At 71.5% G+C, this 16,831-nt stretch carries 19 protein-coding genes; 10 read left to right on the top strand and 9 right to left on the bottom strand.

All coding sequences use genetic code 11. The features are described from left to right. Positions 1-8: 8 nt before the first annotated feature. Complete coding sequence (locus CLV40_RS03795) at positions 9-308, bottom strand: 4a-hydroxytetrahydrobiopterin dehydratase (RefSeq protein ID WP_104477000.1); 300 nt, start codon at positions 306-308, stop codon at positions 9-11. Positions 309-478: 170 nt separating this feature from the next. On the opposite strand from CLV40_RS03795, the gene CLV40_RS03790 reads away from it, so the two are divergent. Together CLV40_RS03790 and CLV40_RS03785 are read left to right on the top strand one after the other, a co-directional pair. Beyond that, positions 479-1,504 (top strand): thiamine ABC transporter substrate-binding protein, encoded by a 1,026-nt coding sequence (locus tag CLV40_RS03790; RefSeq protein ID WP_104476998.1) that lies wholly within the window; start codon positions 479-481, stop codon positions 1,502-1,504. After that, positions 1,480-3,066 carry an ABC transporter permease gene (locus tag CLV40_RS03785; RefSeq protein WP_104476996.1) on the top strand — a complete coding sequence of 529 codons (1,587 nt, stop codon included), beginning with the start codon at positions 1,480-1,482 and terminating at the stop codon, positions 3,064-3,066. Before CLV40_RS03790 ends, CLV40_RS03785 begins: the two co-directional genes overlap by 25 nt. On the opposite strand, the gene CLV40_RS03780 is transcribed toward CLV40_RS03785, so the two are convergent. Continuing rightward, a complete protein-coding gene (locus tag CLV40_RS03780; protein WP_219823912.1) occupies positions 3,063-3,335 on the bottom strand; it encodes a hypothetical protein in 273 nt (90 codons plus the stop codon). The two genes, CLV40_RS03785 and CLV40_RS03780, sit on opposite strands and share 4 nt — an antisense overlap. A 10-nt stretch (positions 3,336-3,345) precedes the next feature. Between CLV40_RS03780 and CLV40_RS03775 the strand changes: the two genes are divergently transcribed. Then, positions 3,346-4,374, top strand: coding sequence for an ABC transporter ATP-binding protein (locus CLV40_RS03775; protein WP_104476994.1), 1,029 nt, complete (start codon positions 3,346-3,348; stop codon positions 4,372-4,374). 5 nt (positions 4,375-4,379) lie between these two features. On the opposite strand, the gene CLV40_RS03770 is transcribed toward CLV40_RS03775, so the two are convergent. The 4 genes from CLV40_RS03770 to CLV40_RS03755 form a co-directional block, all read right to left on the bottom strand. Further along, positions 4,380-4,844 (bottom strand): hypothetical protein, encoded by a 465-nt coding sequence (locus tag CLV40_RS03770; protein WP_104476992.1) that lies wholly within the window; start codon positions 4,842-4,844, stop codon positions 4,380-4,382. A 133-nt stretch (positions 4,845-4,977) separates the two neighbouring features. Further along, positions 4,978-5,847 (bottom strand): ABC transporter permease subunit, encoded by an 870-nt coding sequence (locus CLV40_RS03765; protein ID WP_104476990.1) that lies wholly within the window; start codon positions 5,845-5,847, stop codon positions 4,978-4,980. A gap of 142 nt (positions 5,848-5,989) precedes the next feature. Next, positions 5,990-7,000, bottom strand: coding sequence for an ABC transporter ATP-binding protein (locus tag CLV40_RS03760; protein WP_104476988.1), 1,011 nt, complete (start codon positions 6,998-7,000; stop codon positions 5,990-5,992). Further along, entirely contained in the window at positions 6,997-8,088 is a 1,092-nt protein-coding gene (locus tag CLV40_RS03755; RefSeq protein ID WP_104476986.1) for a LolA family protein, read from the bottom strand. Before CLV40_RS03755 ends, CLV40_RS03760 begins: the two co-directional genes overlap by 4 nt. A gap of 134 nt (positions 8,089-8,222) precedes the next feature. Between CLV40_RS03755 and CLV40_RS03750 the strand changes: the two genes are divergently transcribed. The 3 genes from CLV40_RS03750 to CLV40_RS40505 are packed head-to-tail and all read left to right on the top strand — an operon-like array spanning position 8,223 to position 11,124. Next, a complete protein-coding gene (locus CLV40_RS03750) occupies positions 8,223-8,948 on the top strand; it encodes a response regulator transcription factor (RefSeq protein WP_104476984.1) in 726 nt (241 codons plus the stop codon). A gap of 35 nt (positions 8,949-8,983) precedes the next feature. Then, positions 8,984-10,279 (top strand): sensor histidine kinase, encoded by a 1,296-nt coding sequence (locus CLV40_RS03745; RefSeq protein WP_104477753.1) that lies wholly within the window; start codon positions 8,984-8,986, stop codon positions 10,277-10,279. 56 nt (positions 10,280-10,335) lie between these two features. Next, on the top strand, positions 10,336-11,124 hold the full coding sequence (locus CLV40_RS40505; RefSeq protein WP_342752244.1) for a (deoxy)nucleoside triphosphate pyrophosphohydrolase: 789 nt from the start codon (positions 10,336-10,338) through the stop codon (positions 11,122-11,124). A 40-nt stretch (positions 11,125-11,164) separates the two neighbouring features. On the opposite strand, the gene CLV40_RS03735 is transcribed toward CLV40_RS40505, so the two are convergent. Next, on the bottom strand, positions 11,165-11,362 hold the full coding sequence (locus CLV40_RS03735; protein WP_104476982.1) for a hypothetical protein: 198 nt from the start codon (positions 11,360-11,362) through the stop codon (positions 11,165-11,167). Positions 11,363-11,555: 193 nt separating this feature from the next. On the opposite strand from CLV40_RS03735, the gene CLV40_RS03730 reads away from it, so the two are divergent. Next, the gene (locus CLV40_RS03730) at positions 11,556-12,428 is read left to right on the top strand and encodes a Scr1 family TA system antitoxin-like transcriptional regulator (protein ID WP_104476980.1); all 873 of its coding nucleotides are present in this window, start codon (positions 11,556-11,558) and stop codon (positions 12,426-12,428) included. Then, complete coding sequence (locus CLV40_RS03725; RefSeq protein ID WP_104476978.1) at positions 12,428-12,613, top strand: DUF397 domain-containing protein; 186 nt, start codon at positions 12,428-12,430, stop codon at positions 12,611-12,613. The genes CLV40_RS03730 and CLV40_RS03725 overlap by 1 nt, the downstream gene beginning before the upstream one ends. On the opposite strand, the gene CLV40_RS03720 is transcribed toward CLV40_RS03725, so the two are convergent. Together CLV40_RS03720 and typA are read right to left on the bottom strand one after the other, a co-directional pair. Further along, on the bottom strand, positions 12,599-13,321 hold the full coding sequence (locus tag CLV40_RS03720) for a hypothetical protein (protein WP_146107918.1): 723 nt from the start codon (positions 13,319-13,321) through the stop codon (positions 12,599-12,601). The genes CLV40_RS03725 and CLV40_RS03720 overlap by 15 nt on opposite strands. After that, positions 13,321-15,240: a translational GTPase TypA gene (gene typA, locus CLV40_RS03715; RefSeq protein WP_104476974.1), complete on the bottom strand. Its 1,920-nt coding sequence runs from the start codon at positions 15,238-15,240 to the stop codon at positions 13,321-13,323. The genes CLV40_RS03720 and typA overlap by 1 nt, the downstream gene beginning before the upstream one ends. A gap of 207 nt (positions 15,241-15,447) precedes the next feature. On the opposite strand from typA, the gene CLV40_RS37745 reads away from it, so the two are divergent. Beyond that, on the top strand, positions 15,448-15,591 hold the full coding sequence (locus tag CLV40_RS37745) for a hypothetical protein (protein ID WP_181043350.1): 144 nt from the start codon (positions 15,448-15,450) through the stop codon (positions 15,589-15,591). Positions 15,592-15,765: 174 nt separating this feature from the next. After that, positions 15,766-16,731, top strand: coding sequence for a tryptophan--tRNA ligase (trpS, locus tag CLV40_RS03710; protein WP_104476972.1), 966 nt, complete (start codon positions 15,766-15,768; stop codon positions 16,729-16,731). Positions 16,732-16,831: the final 100 nt, after the last annotated feature.

Below are 16,831 nucleotides of genomic sequence, written 5' to 3'. Positions count from 1 at the left end.
GCCCAGGCTCACGCCTGGCGGACCGCCTCGACGACGCCGTCGATCTCGCGGGCCAGGCTCACGTCCGACGCGGTGATGCCGCCCTCGGAGTGGGTGCTGCACCGGAACGTCACCTTGTTCCAGCGGATGTCGATGTCGGGGTGGTGGTTGTCGTTCTCGGCGATCTCCGCCACACGGTTGACCACGAGCATGGCTTGGGTGAAGTCGGCCAGTTCGACGACGCGCTTGAGGGCTCCGTCGTCGAGGGTCCAGTCGGTGAGGTCGCCCAGGGCCTTGCCGATGTCCTGGGGAGTGAGCAGTTCAGCCATGGTCCCCATCCTCGCGCGGACGGCAGGCGTACGCTCATCAGCGCCACGGGAGTCCGGCGCGCGTCGGGCTGAGAGGAGGGCACGCGGCCCTCGACCGTCCGAGTACCTGATCGGGATCATGCCCGCGCAGGGAGGTCCCTCGTGGCACACGTGCGCGAGGAAGGACTTCGATGCGTCGACTGGGTGCGCTCCTGCTGACCGGCCTGCTGGCGGGGTGTTCGGTGGGTGGGACGAGCGACGGCCCCCGCACCGTGGTGCTGGTCACGCACGACTCGTTCGGGGTCGACCCGGCGGCGCTGGAGAAGTTCAAGGCGGACACCGGCATCACCGTCGACGTCCGCAAGAGCGGCGACGCGGGCGCGTTGACCAACCAGCTCGTGCTCACCAAGTCCGCCCCCATCGGCGACGTCGCGTTCGGCGTCGACAACACCTACGCCTCCCGCGCGCTCGACCAGGGTGTCTTCCTCCCCTACAAGAGCCCCGAGGCGGACAAGGGCCCGCAGCGCTACGGCATCGACAGCAACAACCTCCTCACCGCCGTCGACGTGGGTGACGTCTGCGTCAACGTCGACCCCACGCCGCTGGCCGCGCGCGAGCAGACCCCGCCCGCGACCTTCGAGGACCTCGCCGACCCGCGCTACAAGGACATGCTGGTCGTCGAGGACCCGTCGACCTCGTCGCCCGGGCTGGCGTTCATGCTCGCCACCATCGCGCACTACGGCCAGCAGGGCTGGGTCGGCTACTGGCAGCGGCTCAAGTCCAACGGCGTCAAGGTCGTCAGCGGCTGGGAGGAGGCCTACAGCCAGGAGTTCTCCGGCTCCTCCGGCAAGGGCCCGCGCCCGCTGGTCGTCTCCTACGCCTCGTCGCCGTCGGCCGAGATCGGCACCGACGGCAAGGCACGCACCTCGGCCCTGCTCGACACCTGCTTCCGCCAGGTCGAGTACGCGGGCGTGCTCAGCGGCGCCAAGAACCCCGAGGACGCCAAGAAGGTGCTGGACTGGCTGCTGTCCGAGCCGTTCCAGAAGCAGGTCCCGACGACCATGTACGTCTACCCCGCGCGCGAAGGCGTCGCGTTGCCCGCGGAGTGGCAGCAGGCGGCGCCGCAGCCGCCGAGCCCGGCGTCCTTGCCCGCCAAGGACATCCAGGCCAACCGGGAGCGCTGGATCGAGCAGTGGCGCGCGGCCGTCCGCGGCTAGCGGGGCCCCTGGCGGCCGCCGCGCTGCCGCTGGGGTTCCTGGCGGTGTTCTTCCTGTGGCCGGTCGCGGCGATCATCCGGCTCGGCATCGGCCCGGGCGTCACCCGCGCGCTGACCGCCGGTCGCACCTGGGACCTGGTCGCCTTCACCCTCGGCCAGGCCGCCGCGGCCACCGCCATCGCGCTCGTCGCGGGCCTGCCGGTCGCTTTCCTGCTGGCCCGGACCTCGGTGCGCGGCAACGGGTTCGTCCGGGCCGTGGTGATGGTGCCGTTCGTGCTGCCGACGGTCGTCGTGGGGCTGGCGTTCCGGGCGCTGCTGCCGTCGGCGGGCGTGCTCGCGATCGTGCTGGCGAACGCGTTCTTCAACGTCGCCGTGGTCGCGCGCACGGTGGCGGGCCTGTGGTCGCATGTGGACAGACGAGCGGAGGACGCGGCGCGGGCGCTCGGCGCGTCCCGGGTCCGGACGTTCCTCGCGGTGACCCTGCCCGCGCTGCGGCCCGCAATAGGCTCGGCGGCGGCGGTCGTGTTCCTTTTCTGCGCCACCAGCTTCGGCGTGGTCCTGATGCTCGGTGGCGGTGAGTACGGGACCCTGGAAACCGAGATCTACCTGCGCACGGTCCAGCTGTTCGACCTGCCGGGCGCCGCCGCGCTGTCGCTGTTGCAGGTGGTGGCGGTCGTCGCGGTGCTCGTGGCAGGCGCTTTGGTGCGGCGCCGGTCTACGGCCCTGCGGCTGCGTGGCCGCGCGGACACGGCCCGGCGGCCCAGCGGCGGCGAATGGGTCGTGGTGGCCGCCGCGTATGCCGTGGTCGCGGCCTTGCTGGTACCCGTCGCCACGCTGGTGGCCCGGTCGTTCGAGTCCGGCTTGGACGGTTACCGCGCGCTAGCGGGCCGTGGCTACCGGGGTTCCTTGGACGTCACCGGGTGGCAGGCCGTGGTCAACTCGCTGCGGGCCGCGACCGACGCCACCCTGATCGCCCTGGTCCTCGGCACCCTCGCCTGCGTCGCGCTGGTGTCCCTGGGGCGGGCCCGGATCCGGCCCGGGATCGTGGAATCCGTCGACACCGCGCTGATGTTGCCGCTGGGTGTCTCCGCGGTCACCGTCGGCTTCGGCTACCTGGTCACCCTCGACGCCCTGCCCGGCGACCTCCGCACCTCCGCCGCCCTGGTCCCGCTGGCGCAAGCGCTCGTCGTGACACCACTGGTGATCCGGATGCTGCTACCCGTGCTCCGCTCGATCGACGACCGACTCCGCCAAGCCGCCGCGACCCTCGGCGCCTCCCCCTGGCGCGTCTGGCGAGAGGTCGACGTCCCGCTGGCCGCCCGCTCCTTCCTCGGCGCCACCGCCTTCGGCTACGTCGTAGCCCTCGGCGAATTCGGCGCGACGAGCTTCCTGGCCCGCCCCGACTCGGCCACGCTGCCGGTCGTGATCGGCAGGCTCGTGGGGCGGCCGGGGGAGCTGAACAACCAGATGGCCTACGCCGGGTGCGCGCTGCTGATGCTGGTCACGATCGCGGCGGTGGTGATCGTCGACCGGCTCCGGGTCGGCTCGGTGGGGGAGTTCTAGTGCCTCAGGAAGTCTTCGACCGCGGTCGTGACCTGACCCAGCACCGCCGCCGACGCGGCCATCGGGCCGGGCACGTGCATCGAGTGGTCGGCGCCCTCGATCTCCAGCACCTCGGCGGGCAACCCGCGCAGGACGACGTCCTCGGACACCGGTTCCGGCCAGTCGACCGGATGGGTGTGGTAGCCGAGCCGCTCAGCGGCCTCCGCGGCGTAGGCGAGCAGTGGCGCGGTCACGCGGTAGCCGCGTCCGGGGAACAAGACGGTCAGCACGAGATCCAGTATGCCGGGAGGGCGCGCCGTGTTGCGGGTTGACGGGGTGACCGTGCGGTTCGGGTCGGTCGAGGCGGTGTCGGATGCCTCGCTGGAGATCGCGGACGGTTCGGTGGTGGCGTTGCTGGGGCCGTCCGGTTGCGGGAAGTCGACGTTGCTGCGTGCCGTCGCGGGCCTGGAGCCCGCTGCGGGTCGGGTGAGTTGGGATGGGACCGACCTCGCCGGGGTGCCGGTGCACAAGCGCGGGTTCGGGCTGGTTTTCCAGGACGGGCAACTGTTCCCGCACCGCGACGTCGCCGGGAACGTGGCCTTCGGGCTGCGCATGGCCGGGGTCGAGCGGGCCGAACGCGACGCGCGGGTCGAGTCTTTGCTGGAGTTGGTCGGCCTGGGCGGTTACGGCAAGCGCCGGGTGACCGAGCTGTCCGGCGGTGAGCAGCAGCGGGTCGCACTGGCCCGCGCGCTCGCGCCCCGGCCCCGGCTGCTGCTGCTCGACGAGCCACTGTCCGCTTTGGACAGAGCGTTGCGGGAGCAGTTGGCCGTCGACCTCGCCCGGCTCCTGCGCACGGCGGGCACCACGGCCCTGGTCGTCACCCACGACCACGACGAGGCCTTCACCCTCGCCGACCGCGTCGCCGTGATGCGCGCGGGCCGCATCGTCCAAACCGGACAGCCGGACGACGTCTGGCGCTGTCCAGCCGACGAGTCCACCGCCGAGTTCCTCGGCTGCGGCACCTTCCTCGACGGCAAGGCCCAGCAGGGCGAGGTGGACACCGACCTCGGGCCGATCCACCTCCCCTGGGCACCGGACGGCGCCGTCCGACTGGGCCTACGCCCGACCGCGCTGAAGGTCGGCGACGGCCCCCTGTCCGGCGAGGTCACCGCGCGGGTCCACCGCCGCGACCACGTCCGGCTGACCGTCGCCGTCGGCGATCGGACCCTCGACGCCGTGGCCCCGGTCGCCGCCACCCCTCCGGTCGGCGCCGCGGTGACCCTCGCCGTCGACCCCGACGGCGTCTCCGTCATCGGGGCCGACGGCTGACCCGCTCACGGCACGTCGCCGATGCGCCGGGGCGCGTGCTGGCCCACGGCGCAGTGCCAGCGCGCCTGGTCGTGGTACAGGCGCGGGTGCATGCCGATGTACTGGTGGACCGGGCAGGTCGGGACCAGCACCCAGTCGTGGTGGGCCACGTCCTCTTGCAGCGCCTCCGCGATCTCCACCATCGACGCCTCGCGGTCTACGGCGGTCAGCAGCGTGTCGGCCGCGTAGAGGTCGCGGCCGTCGCGCCGGATGCGGCCGGTGCCGCCGAACTCGACGTCGACCACCGGGAAGGTGAGCGCGGCGACCTCGGCGCGGCGCTGGTCGACCAGGTCGAGCAGCCACCGGCCGTTGATCTCACCGTGGCCCTGGTACACCCCCGCCAACCAGGTCCGCGTGCCCGCGCCCGCCACCCGGAACCCCACCTCGCTGTGCTCCCACAGGCTGTCCACCCACTCTTCGAAACCGGCCACGCGGTCCTCCCCCAGGAGAAAGCCCAATCCCTACGGGAGACATGACACCGCCGGGCGGCTCCCGGTTGATCGGGTACCGCCCGGCGTTCGGCCCGGCGTTCGGCGAGCACCCCCTGGGCCCGCCGGCGCGCCGTCAGCCGTCGCGGCTGAGCATCCGGCCGTAGGCGATCGAGATGCCGATGACCATGTAGCAGACGGCCCGAAGCACGCCCTCGCCGAGCGGGGCCCAGTCCAGCGGGTCGCGCACCACCTCGCCGATCGACTCCCAACTGCTGATGATCAGCACCGGGTCCAGCCAGTCCAGCGCCGGGATCGCGCTGAGCACCCCGGAGACGATCAGCAGACCCAGCGAGCACACGATGACGATCAGCGGGTGCTCGGTGTAGGCCGACACCGCGAGCGCGACCGCGGCCAACGCCCAGATCTGGACGGTCAGCAGCACGATGGTCAGCCCGATGCGGCCCAGCCCGTCGACGAACGGCAGCTGCGTGCCGGACGAGCTGAGCATCCCGTCGCCGCCGAGCAGGAGCAGACCGGTCACCAGGCCGGTGACGGCCATCAGCACGATCGACAGCAGGACCACCGTCGCCACGCCCATCGCCTTGACCGCCAGCAGCCGCCCCCGGCCGACCGGGGCGAGCAGCAGCCCGCGCAGCGTGCCGTGCGCCGACTCACCGGCCAGCGCGTCCGCGGCGAGCATCGCGCCGGTCAGCGGCAGCAGCATGTTCAGCGCGAGGACCAGCGCGAAGATCGGCAGCAGCATCCCGTTGCCGTCGACCAGCGCGGCCAGCCCGTCGACCGAGTCCCCGTCGGACGACGACGAACCGGACGCGGCGATGGAGATCCCGATCCCGGCCACCACCGGCACCAGCCCCAGCAGCCCGATCCCGATGATGTTGCGCGGCCTGCGCAGGATCATCCGCAGCTCGGAGCGGAACAACCGGAGCAACGGCGCCCGCCGCACCGGCGCGCCCACCTCGGCGCCCACAGTCATGGCGGTCATCGTTCCCCCTCGGCTTCCTCGGTGTGGCGCGTCCGGATTGCCCCGGCCGGACGCGGTGAACGGGTGGTGGTCGGTCGGTTCGCGGGCCGACGGGTGGCCGGTCCGGCACCCGGTCGCCCGGATGCCGTGTCGCGGGTCTTGGTCATCGCGCGTCCTCTGGCAACAGGGTCTCCAGGTCGGCCAGGTCGGCGACCGCGGTGTCCTCGGTCAGGCGGGCGAACAGGTCTTCCAGCCCCGTGCGCTGCCTGCGGACCTCGTGCACCGGCACCCCGGCCCGCACCAGCGACGCCACCACGTCCGGCGCGGTCGTCGCCGTCAGGTCGACCAGCACGCCCTCCGGCACCGGGCGGGCCGCCACGCGGTCCTCGCGCAGCGCGTCCACCGCGAGGGTGACCTCCGGCGTCGTGACCAGCAGGTTGGCCGTACCGGCCTCCAGCAGGGCCGACAGCTCCCCCTGAGCCACCACCAACCCCTGGTTGAGCACCGCGACGTGCGTGCAGGTGGCCTCCACCTCGGACAGCAGGTGCGACGACACCAGCACGGTCGTCCCCGCCGCGTGCAGGTCGGCGATCACCGACCGCACCTCGCGGGTACCGGCCGGGTCCAGCCCGTTCGTCGGCTCGTCGAGCACCACGAACCGGCGCGGCACCAGCAGCGCCGACGCCAGGCCGAGGCGCTGCTTCATGCCCAGCGAGTAGGCCCGGAACCGCCTGCCCGCCGCGTGCGCCAGGCCGACCCGCTCCAGCGCCTCGCCGACCGCGTTCGGGATCTCCGCCGAGGTCAGCAGCGGCTCCGCCGCCGCGACCCGCAGCAGGTTGTCGCGCCCGGAGAGGAACGGGGAGAACCCCGGCCCCTCGACCAGCGCGCCGACACCGGGCAGCGCGTGCGCCGCGCCGTCGGGCATCTTGTGGCCCAGCAGCTCCACCTCACCGGAGGTGGGGGTGACCAGGCCGAGCAGCATCCGGATGGTCGTGGTCTTGCCTGATCCGTTGGGGCCGAGCATCCCCATCACCGCGCCCGCCGGGACCTCCAGGTCCACGTGGTCCACCGCGACGGTGCCGCGGTAGACCTTGCGCAGACCGCGGGTGCGGGCGGCGGGCGGGACGGTCGCGGCCCCCACCGCGACCGTCCCCGGCTCGGACTCGGCCGTCACTTCTGCCCGAGCGCGTCGACGAGCACCTGCTGCGGCACCGCGCCGACCGCGATGCGGCCGTCGGTGGTGATCAGCGCGGTACCCACGTGGGTGGAGATGGCGTAGCCGGTGCCGAACGGACCGGTGACCTCCTTGGCGAACTGCTTGATCAGCGCGCCGGGGGTCTCACCGCCGCGGCCGTTCCCGGTGGGCAGGCCCTGGCTGAGCAGCTGCGCCGGGAACTTGCCGGTCAGCACGGTGTCCCAGCCCTCGCCGACGGTCTTGAAGTCCAACCCGCCGAGCAGGCTCTCGACGTTCTTCTCGTCGAACCCGTGGGTCTTGGCGTCCTTGCCGTCGGTCACCTTGGCGCCCGCGGGCGGGGTGAAGGTGAACAGCGCCGGGTCCTGCGGGCCGGGCTTGAACTCGGTGAACCCGACCCGCACCGCCGGGTCGGCCTGGCCGTTGGCCAGCACGTCGAGCCGCAGCGGCAGCCGGGTCTCGGAGTCGACCGACACCCGGATCTCGCGGAGCAGGGTGCGCTCGGTCGGCTTCGGGGTCAGCACCAGCTGGTAGACCGGCCTACCCGCGACGCGGGCGGTGCCGTCCACGGTCAGGGTGCTGTCCCTCTGCATGAGCCCGACGACCTCGCGGGCGGTGCCCGCCGGGTCGGCCAGCTGCTCCGGGGTGCCCTTGTCCTCGGTGTCGGAGTCGGTGTTGGCGTACTTGGTCACCGAGCGGTTCGCGGAGTTCCACACCCAGGTCGTGCCGTTGTTGTGCACGACGGTCCGCTCGGACTGCCCCTGGTCGATCGAGATGCGGCCCGCGCCGTCGCCGTTGGCGTAGACGTGCGCGATGGCGTCGCCCTCGGCGCTGCTCGCGGGCAGGCCCGGGATGGGCAGGCCGATGTTCTGCTGGAACTCGACCGCGCCCGACAGCGCGGGGATGTGGTCCTTGCTCAGGACCGACTCGACCAGCGCCTCCGCGCTGATGCCGGGGAGTGCCGGGGGCGGCTCGTTCGCCCCGGCCGGGCTCGCGATCAGGACCAGCCCGACCACACCCGTGGCCGTCCCCGCCGCCGCGACGGACAGTGCCGTCTTCTTCCTGTTCATTGCTCTCTCTCCCTGTTCGGGTGGTTGTTCCCGCACCGAGAACAGTGCTCCCCGTCGCCTGAGATGGCGCTGAGAGCGAGTCGGCTGCTGAGAGTCGGCTGAGAGTGGGCTCCGCAACCGTCGTGGTTAGCGCAATGATGACACCCGTGAAGCCTCGGGTACTGGTGGTCGACGACGAGCCGGGTGTGCGCCGCGCGCTACAACGCGGGTTGACGGCCGAGGGTATGGACGTAGTAGTCGCAGGTGACGGGCCCAGCGCACTGCGGATAGCCCTTACCGGCACCTTCGACGTCATCTTGCTCGACATCATGCTGCCGGGGCTTTCCGGCTATCGGGTCCTGGAGCGGCTGCGCGGTGAGGGCGTGCGGACGCCTGTCTTGCTGGTGTCGGCCAAGGACGGCGAGATCGACCAGGCGGACGGTCTTGACCTGGGGGCGGACGGGTACCTGGTTAAACCGTTTTCCTTCGTAGTGCTTGTTGCGCAGGTGCGGGCTGTCTTGCGTCGTGGGGCGGAAGAGGGCGGTGGGCGCAAGCTGCGGTTGGGCCAGTTGGAGGTCGACCGGGGGACGCGTGAGGTGCGGTTCGCGGGGGTGCCGGTGGCCTTGAGCCCTCGTGAGTTCGCGGTGCTGGACACGCTCGCGGGCCGCGCCGGCGCCGTAGTGACCAAGGACGAGCTCTTGCGCGCGGTGTGGGGTGACGAGCAGGCGGCTACCCGCAACGCGGTAGAGGTCTACGTCGGCTACCTGCGGCGCAAGCTCGACGCGGCGGGGGCGGACGGGATCGTGCGTACCGTGCGCGGTCACGGCTACCTGGCGTCCACCAGCGAAATCGACTCCGCGCTCGACTCGCCGCCCAGGTGAGGCCGCGCTTGAGCGGCCTGTGGCTGCGGCGCTCGATGCGCTTCCGGATCACCACCGTGGCCACGGCGGTGACGCTGCTGGTGCTGTTGTGGCTGGCGGTGGTGAGCAGCCGGATGATCGGGCCGCTGCTGGTGCGCTCGGCGGACGACGAGCTGGCACCGGTGCTGGCGTCGTCGATTTCGAGCGTGAGCCGGGGGGCCGCGCCTGCCCAGCTGCCGAACGTCCAGGTGCACGTGCTCGACACCTCGGGGGCACCGGTGGACGGACTGCCCCGACCGCTGCTGTCGAGCGGCGACGTCCGGGTCCTGAAGGCCGGTACCTCGGTACTGCGGCTGGACGACGTGCCGCCGACGCGCTGGCTGGGGACGGTCGCCACGACCCCGGACGGGTCACAACGGCTTGTCGTCGTGGGGACGGGTCTGTCGGGGTACGCGGCGGCCCAGCGCAGCGCCCTGCGGTGGCAGCTGATCGCGGCGATCATCGCGGCTTGCGCGGCGGCCCTCGCCACGTGGGTGGCGGTGCGGTCGGCGCTGCGACCGGTGGAGCGCATGCGCCAAGCCGCGGCCCGCCTCGGTGCGGGCAGGCGGTTGCCGCTCCCGTCATCGCACGACGAACTGCGCTCCCTGGCGGGCGCCCTGAACGATTTGTTGGCCCGTCGGGACGAAGCGGCGGACCGACTTCGGCGCTTCACCGGAGATGCGGCGCACGAGCTGCGGTCGCCGGTCGCGTCGATCCGGGTGCAGGCGGAGGTGGCGGTCGCGCATCCGGATCCAGACCTGGCGCAGGAGGTCCTGACCGACGTCATGCGCGAGTCGGAGCGGCTTTCCTCGCTGGTGGACGGGCTGTTGACCCTGGCTCGGTCGGATGCGGGGGAGGTGCCGCCCGCCGAACCGGTGGACTTGGCCGCAGCGGCCGTGTCTGCGGCGGCCAGGTATCCGGATGGTCCGTCCGTGGTGGTGCATGTGCCCGCCGGGCTGTGCTGGGTACTGGCGGCACCGTCCGAAGTGGACCTGGTGCTGGACAACCTGTTGCGCAATGCCTGCCGCCATGCGCGTTCCCGGATCACGGTGACCGTCATCGGCGGGGCCGCGGCGAGCCGACTTGTGGTGGATGACGACGGTGAGGGGATTGCGCCGGAGCACCGTAAGAAGGTGCTTGACCGGTTCTATCGCGTACAGGACGACCGGGCTCGTAGTAGTGGTGGGACGGGGTTGGGGCTGGCGTTGGTGGCGGAGGTCGTCCGTCGGCGGGGCGGGGCCGTGCGGGTGGGGGAGTCACCTGAGGGCGGGGCCCGGTTCCTGGTGAGTTGGCGGTCCGTGTCGGTGGTCTGAGCGCTCGCGCGGCGGGTCCTGCGGGGTGGTTCGCCTCGGCTGGGGAGGATGGAGCCGTGCGTGCTGTCGCTGCTGCTCTGGTCGAGGCCTCGGTCGTCGGGGTGAAGGCGCCTTTCCCGTTGCTCGCGGAGGGCGACGAGGTGTGGGTGGGTGACGTCGCGCTGCGAGTCGTGCGGCTCGACGCGGACGGGTTGGTGGCCGAGGGGTCAGGCGGAACGTTGCGGATTGCGGTTGCCGGGGATGGGGTGCAGGCGACCGGGGCGGTTCCGGGTGGTGCGGTGCCGGTGCGGTCGCCGGAGTTGCGGGATGGGCGGGTGGTGCGGTCTGGCGGGGATAGGCCGGAGGCGGCAAGTGCGGGGGGTGTGTTGCGCATTGCGGTAGCCGGTGATGAGGTGCTGGTGTCCGGGGTGGTGCCGGAGGGGATTGCCGAGCGGGTGTCGGCGCGGGTGGCTGAGCTGCGGGAGGCGCGGGTGGTTGTGGGGGCCGCGATCGTGGCCGGTGGGCGGTTGCTGGTGCAGGAGCGGGGGTTTCCGGCGGAGGTTGCCGGGAAGTGGGAATTGCCGGGTGGGCGGGTCGAGCCGGGGGAGTCCGATGTGGACGCTCTGCGGCGGGAGTGCCGGGAGGAGTTGGGGGTCCGGGTCGAGGTCGGGGAGCCGGTGGGGGTGGACGTGCCGCTGCGGCGTGACCTGGTGTTGCGGGTCTACTCGGCGTCCGTGGTGGAGGGGGAGGTCGCGGCCTTGGAGCACCGGGGTGTGCGTTGGGTGGGGAGCGTGGAGTTGGCGCAGGTCGACTGGCTGCCCGCGGACCGGGTGCTGGTGCCCGCGCTGGGGGAGTTGCTGGGGTGACGGGTTCGGTGCGCCGGGCGGGCGCACCGAACCGGGGGTGTCAGTGGGTGGCGAGTTCGGCCTGGCAGCGGGCGATGAGGGCGTCCAGCGCCGGACGGGTGAACTGGAGGCAGAACAGCTGCCCGAGCCTGCTCTCGTTGAAGTGCAGGTCGACGGTGTCCTTGTCCTGCTCCACCCGAATCGGGCAGTCCGGCGCGACGGTGACCACGGTGTCGAAGGTCAGGGCGGTGTGACTCATGAGAGCGCTCCCAGTGGGATTGGTTCGGGGTGCGGTGATGGCCCTGCGATCACGCACGACTACGCTGCGATCACGCGAGGGGCCAGTTCGGACCCGGTGGGATACTTGTATCCCAAACCGTAGGGGGTACGTGTGCCCAATGGCATTCCCTCAATCGGGGGAACTTCTACGATGATCGTCTGGAGGAAGACTCATGGCTAAAGGCACGTCGACGATGCCCCGGGTGTTCCTCGGCGTAGCCCTGCACCAACTCCGGGTGGACGCGGGAATCTCGTTGGAGACCGCTTCCCGGCACATCGGCAAGAGTCGCCAACGGCTGATGTACCTGGAAGAAGGCTGCGCCACCCTCACGGCGGACGAGCTGACGAAGCTCGCGGAGTTCCTTGGTGCCGAAGGGGATCGGCTGACCGAACTCGAAGCCCTCGGTGTGGATGCCCGGAAATCCCCGACCGGCGACCCGTACACGGACCTGGGACCGGAGTCCTGGCGCCGAGTGGCCTACCTCGAGGCCAAGGCGCAGACCATCCAGTCGTACGAGAACGGCGTCTTCCCGGCCCTGCTCCAAAGCGCGGACTACGCGGAAGCCTTGATCCGGGCAACGGAAGGGATCTGGCAAGAACCGCTGTCCGACAAGTTGCGCCGGAGCCGGGCGGCCTTCCGGCTGGAGCGCCAGCGGCGCGCCTTCGAGGCGGAGGAAGCGAAGCGGGTCTCCTTGTACTTCACGGAAGACACCTTCAACCAGGCGGTGGGCTCCCCGGAGGTCATGCACGCTCAGGGGCGGCACATCCTCGACCTCGCCGAGCTCCATGACAACCTGGATGTCAGGGTTATCCCGGCGACGACCTGGGACAATCCCGCGCAGCGGGGTGGCTTGTCGCTCTTCGGTTTCAGCGACCTGGTGCGCTCGATCGGATTCTTGTCGGTCCTCTATGGACCTTCGACCTACATGAACGCAGCGGAGGACACCGCGCGCATGTCCCGTGCGTTCAAACGGCTGGATGAACTCGCGCTAGGTCGAGACGACACGCTGACACTGATTGCGGCGAGAGTGAAAGGGTTCAGTTGATGAGTTATGCCCCACGGGACACCGGCTGGTTCAAGAGCAGCTTCAGCGGCGGCGCGGATGACAACTGTGTCGAGGTGCGCTTCGCCGAGGGCGAGCCGGTGGCGGTCCGTGACTCCAAGAACCCCGGCGCGACCCTTTCCTTCAGCCCCAACGCTTGGGCCTTGGCCGTCTCACTCGGCCAGTAGCCGTTCCGCCGCTGCCCTGCGCACCTTGTCCGCCAGGTCGTTGCGGAGGGCTTTGGCCAACACCGCCAGTTTCGCGGTTCGGGTGGTCGGGAGGTTCCTCTCGACCACCGCCGCGAGTTCCGGCTCCGCCAGCGAATCGCACCACAGGGTCGCCGCGTCGTAGCCCGCCGGGGCTTGGCCCCAGTGGTCCCAGTCGAGCAGGGCCGGAGTCGGTTGCCGCAGGTGCGGCCAGCGGACGTTGCCGTTGGCGGTTTCCCACGCCTCGACCTCGACCCGGGCCCCGTGCCCGTAGGCGTACTTCACCGCCCGGTCGATCTCGGCCTGGCTGATCATCACGCGGTCCGTCGGGTGACTAGCCACCACCGACAGCACCGAACCCAACGCGCGCCACCAGGAATCGGGCAACGCCAAGGCGTCCGCGACCGGGTCGCCCCCTGGGCGGCTCACCAGCTCCGCCCGGAACGTCAACCCCTCGGTCCACTCGCACGCGTCCAGCACCAGCGGTTTCGGCACCGCCACCGCACCGGCATCCGCCAGGCCCGACCACAGGAACACTTCCTGCGCGCTCCCGACCACCACCCGCACGCTCACCGCGTCCCCGTGCGCCCACGCGGCCCGGCCGAGGACCTCCACGTCCCCCACCGAAACCCCGAAACCGGCTGCGGCCCGCACAAGAGCGGGCCGCAGCAGTTCCGGTAACGCGCGCACTACTTCTGGTCGCGGGCCTTGTCCCGCGACCGCTGACGACCGCGGGTGGTCGCGTCCAGGATGGTCTTGCGGACGCGGACGAAGTCCGGGGTGACCTCGACGCACTCGTCGTTGGCGCAGAACTCCAGGGCCTCTTCCAGGCTCAGCTTCCGCGGCCTGGCCAGGGTCTCCATGACGTCCGCCGAGGAGGAGCGCATGTTGGTGAGCTTCTTCTCCTTGGTGACGTTCACGTCCAGGTCCTCGGCGCGCGGGTTCTCGCCGACGACCATGCCCTCGTACACGTCCGCGCCGGGCTCGACGAAGAACGTGCCGCGGTCGGCCAGCTGCAGCATCGCGTACGCGGTCACCGGGCCCTGCCGGTCGGCCACCAGCGAGCCCGAGTGCCTGCTGCGGATCTCGCCCGCCCACGGGAAGTAGCCCTCGAAGATCGCGTTGGCGATGCCGGTGCCGCGGGTCTCGGTCAGGAAGTCGGTGCGGAAGCCGATCAGGCCCCGGGACGGGACCACGAACTCGACCTTGATCCGGCCGGAGCCGTGGCCGCTCATGTTCTCCAGGCGGCCCTTGCGGTTCGCCAGCAGCTGCGTGATCGCACCGAGGTGCTCCTCCGGCGCGTCGACCGTCAGGTGCTCGAACGGCTCGCACAGCTTGCCGTCGATGGTGCGGGTGACGACCTCCGGCTTGCCGACGGTCAGCTCGAAGCCCTCGCGGCGCATCTGCTCGACCAGGATGGCCAGCGCCAGCTCGCCGCGGCCCTGCACCTCCCACGCGTCCGGGCGCTCGGTGGGCAGCACGCGCACGCTGACGTTGCCGACCAGCTCCACGTCCAGCCGGGTCTTCACCATGCGCGCGGTGAGCTTGTTGCCGCCGCTGCGGCCCGCCATCGGCGACGTGTTCACGCCGATGGTCATCGAGATCGCGGGCTCGTCGACGGTCAGCCGGGGCAGCGCCACCGGGTTGTCCACATCGGCCAGCGTGTCGCCGATGGTGATGTCCGGGATACCGGCGATCGCGACCAGCTCACCGGCGCTCGCCTCTTCGGCGGGCACCCGCTCCAGGGCCTCGGTGACCAGCAGCTCCGTGATGCGCACGTTCGACACCGAGCCGTCCTCGCGCATCCACGCCACGGTCTGGCCCTTGCGGATGCGACCGGCGTAGACCCGGCACAGCGCGATGCGACCGAGGAAGCTCGACGCGTCCAGGTTGGTCACCAGGGCGCTCAGCGGGGCCGACGGGTCGGCCAGCGGCGCCGGGACCTTGTCCAGCAGCAGGTCGAACAGCGGGTCCAGGTTCTCGCTGTCGGGCAGGCCGCCGTCCTCGGGCTGGGTCAGGCTCGCCCGACCGGCGCGCGCCGAGGCGTACACCACGGGCAGGTCCAGCACCGACTCGTCCAGGTCGTCGAGCTCGGCGGCCAGGTCGAGCAGCAGGTCGTGGGTCTCCTCGACGACCTCGGAGATCCGCGCGTCCGGCCGGTCCACCTTGTTCACCACGAGCACGACCGGCAGCGACGAGGCCAGCGCCTTGCGCAGCACGAACCGGGTCTGCGGCAGCGGGCCCTCGCTGGCGTCGACGAGCAGCAGCACGCCGTCGACCATGGACAGACCGCGCTCCACCTCGCCGCCGAAGTCGGCGTGGCCGGGGGTGTCCACCACGTTGATGACGATCGGCCCGTCCGGCGTCTGGCGGCGCACGGCGGTGTTCTTCGCCAGGATCGTGATGCCCTTCTCACGCTCCAGCTCGCCCGAGTCCATGACCCGGTCGACGACCTCGGCGCGGGCGGTGAAGGCGCCGGACTGGCGCAGCATGGCGTCGACCAGGGTGGTCTTGCCGTGGTCGACGTGCGCGACGATGGCGACGTTGCGCAGATCGTGGCGGCGCAGGCCGGTGGGGGCCTGCTCGGCGGCGGTGGTCGCAGTGGGCACGCGTGTGCTCTCCGGTTTCCTAGCTCTGGCGGTTGAGGGCTACCCGGCGGCATCACGCTGGTGGGGCGCCCGCGCGGCCGTGACTGGGCCGCTGATGGCGGATACCAGGATACCCCGTCACCTGGTGTGAGCAGTGCCACGCGCGGGATCAAGAAAGGTTAACCTAACCTCAGTCCGGAATTCACCGCGGACGAGAGGGGGTGGCAGGTGGGGGGCAAGAAGACGCGCACGCCCGCTGAGCAGGTCAAGAAGCTGATGAAGTCGGGCAAGGTCAAGAAGAAGTGCTGCCAGTCCAAGCCGCGCTGCTCGAAGTGCCCGGTGCTCGCGCTCAAGCGCCTCAAGGCCGCCTGAACCGATTGAAGGCCCCGGGGCCGCTGCGCTACCTTTCACCTCGATGCGCACACACGACGTCACTCAGTGGTGGGCCGCCAGCAGGCGGCCCTGACTTCGCGCACCCACAGGCCGCCCGACCGGGCGGCCTGACGCGTGTCCCGGGCGGGTGGCCCCAGCCCAAGGAGACCCCCGATGACCCGCCTCTCGGCGATCACCCCCTCCGGCCACGCCCACCTCGGCAACTACCTCGGCGCCATCCGCCGCTGGGCCCGCGAGGGCGCGCCCGGGGACCTGTACTTCGTCAGCGACCTGCACGCCATGACCGTGTCCTACAACCCGGCGCGGCTGCGCAAGCTCGCCCGCGAGACGCTGGCCGTGCTGGTCGCCGCCGGGATCGACCCGGCGCGCGTGTGCGTGCAGTCCGACCTGGTGCGGGAGCTGGGGGCGCTGAGCTGGGTGCTGGAGTGCACCTGCTCGTTCGGCGAGGCGTCGCGGATGACCCAGTTCAAGCAGAAGGCCGACGGCCAGGGCACCGTCCGGCTCGGCCTGCTGACCTACCCGGTGCTGATGGCCGCCGACATCCTGCTGCAGAACGCCACCGAGGTGCCCGTCGGCCAGGACCAGACCCAGCACGTCGAGCTGGCGCGCAGCCTGGCCCGGCGGTTCAACTCGACCTTCGGCGAGGTGTTCACCGTGCCCCGCGCGGTGATGGCGCCGACGGCGGCGCGGGTGATGGACCTGTCCGACCCGACCCGCAAGATGTCGAAGTCCACCCAGGACAGCGCGGGCGTGGTGTTCCTGCTCGACGAACCGGACCTGGTCCGCCGCAAGATCACCCGGGCGGTCACCGACAACGAGGCCAGACTCGAGTACCGGCCGAGCAGCCAGCCGGGGTTGGCGAACGTGCTGGAGATCCTGGCCGCCTGCACCGGCCGCTCGCCGGTCGAGGTCGCCGACGACCACTCGTCCTACGGCGAGCTCAAGAACGCGGCGGCGGACGCGGTCATCGAGGAGCTGCGCCCGCTGCGCACGCGCGTGCTGGAGCTGCTCGACGACCCCACCACCCTCGACGGGATCCGCGCGGCGGGCGCCGAACGGGCCCGCGAGCGCGGCGCGCACACCCTCGCGTCGGCGTTGCGCATGGCGGGCGTCGGCTGAAGGTCCGCCGGAAGACCGTCGAATTGCGCGGTTCCCCGGACAGGGCCACGGTCAAGATCGGACAATCGGTGCCGTCGGCGGTCGACCCCGCCGGCGATCG

Origin of the sequence: Actinokineospora auranticolor (genome assembly GCF_002934265.1) — a bacterium.
Classification (GTDB): Bacteria; Actinomycetota; Actinomycetes; order Mycobacteriales; family Pseudonocardiaceae; genus Actinokineospora; species Actinokineospora auranticolor.
The sequence above is the reverse complement of the archived record's forward strand: the minus strand, read 5'-3'. Positions and strand labels throughout refer to the sequence as shown.

Bases quoted from the DNA above. Each gene is read 5' to 3' on its own strand.
- CLV40_RS03775 (WP_104476994.1), top strand. From the start codon at position 3,346: ATGCCGGGAGGGCGCGCCGTGTTGCGGGTTGACGGGGTGACCGTGCGG.
- CLV40_RS03735 (WP_104476982.1), bottom strand. From the start codon at position 11,362: ATGAGTCACACCGCCCTGACCTTCGACACCGTGGTCACCGTCGCGCCG.
- CLV40_RS03765 (WP_104476990.1), bottom strand. From the start codon at position 5,847: ATGACCGCCATGACTGTGGGCGCCGAGGTGGGCGCGCCGGTGCGGCGG.
- trpS (WP_104476972.1), top strand. From the start codon at position 15,766: ATGACCCGCCTCTCGGCGATCACCCCCTCCGGCCACGCCCACCTCGGC.
- CLV40_RS03745 (WP_104477753.1), top strand. From the start codon at position 8,984: ATGCGCTTCCGGATCACCACCGTGGCCACGGCGGTGACGCTGCTGGTG.
- CLV40_RS03795 (WP_104477000.1), bottom strand. From the start codon at position 308: ATGGCTGAACTGCTCACTCCCCAGGACATCGGCAAGGCCCTGGGCGAC.
- CLV40_RS03755 (WP_104476986.1), bottom strand. From the start codon at position 8,088: ATGAACAGGAAGAAGACGGCACTGTCCGTCGCGGCGGCGGGGACGGCC.
- CLV40_RS03725 (WP_104476978.1), top strand. From the start codon at position 12,428: ATGAGTTATGCCCCACGGGACACCGGCTGGTTCAAGAGCAGCTTCAGC.
- CLV40_RS03730 (WP_104476980.1), top strand. From the start codon at position 11,556: ATGGCTAAAGGCACGTCGACGATGCCCCGGGTGTTCCTCGGCGTAGCC.
- CLV40_RS03750 (WP_104476984.1), top strand. From the start codon at position 8,223: ATGATGACACCCGTGAAGCCTCGGGTACTGGTGGTCGACGACGAGCCG.
- CLV40_RS03790 (WP_104476998.1), top strand. From the start codon at position 479: ATGCGTCGACTGGGTGCGCTCCTGCTGACCGGCCTGCTGGCGGGGTGT.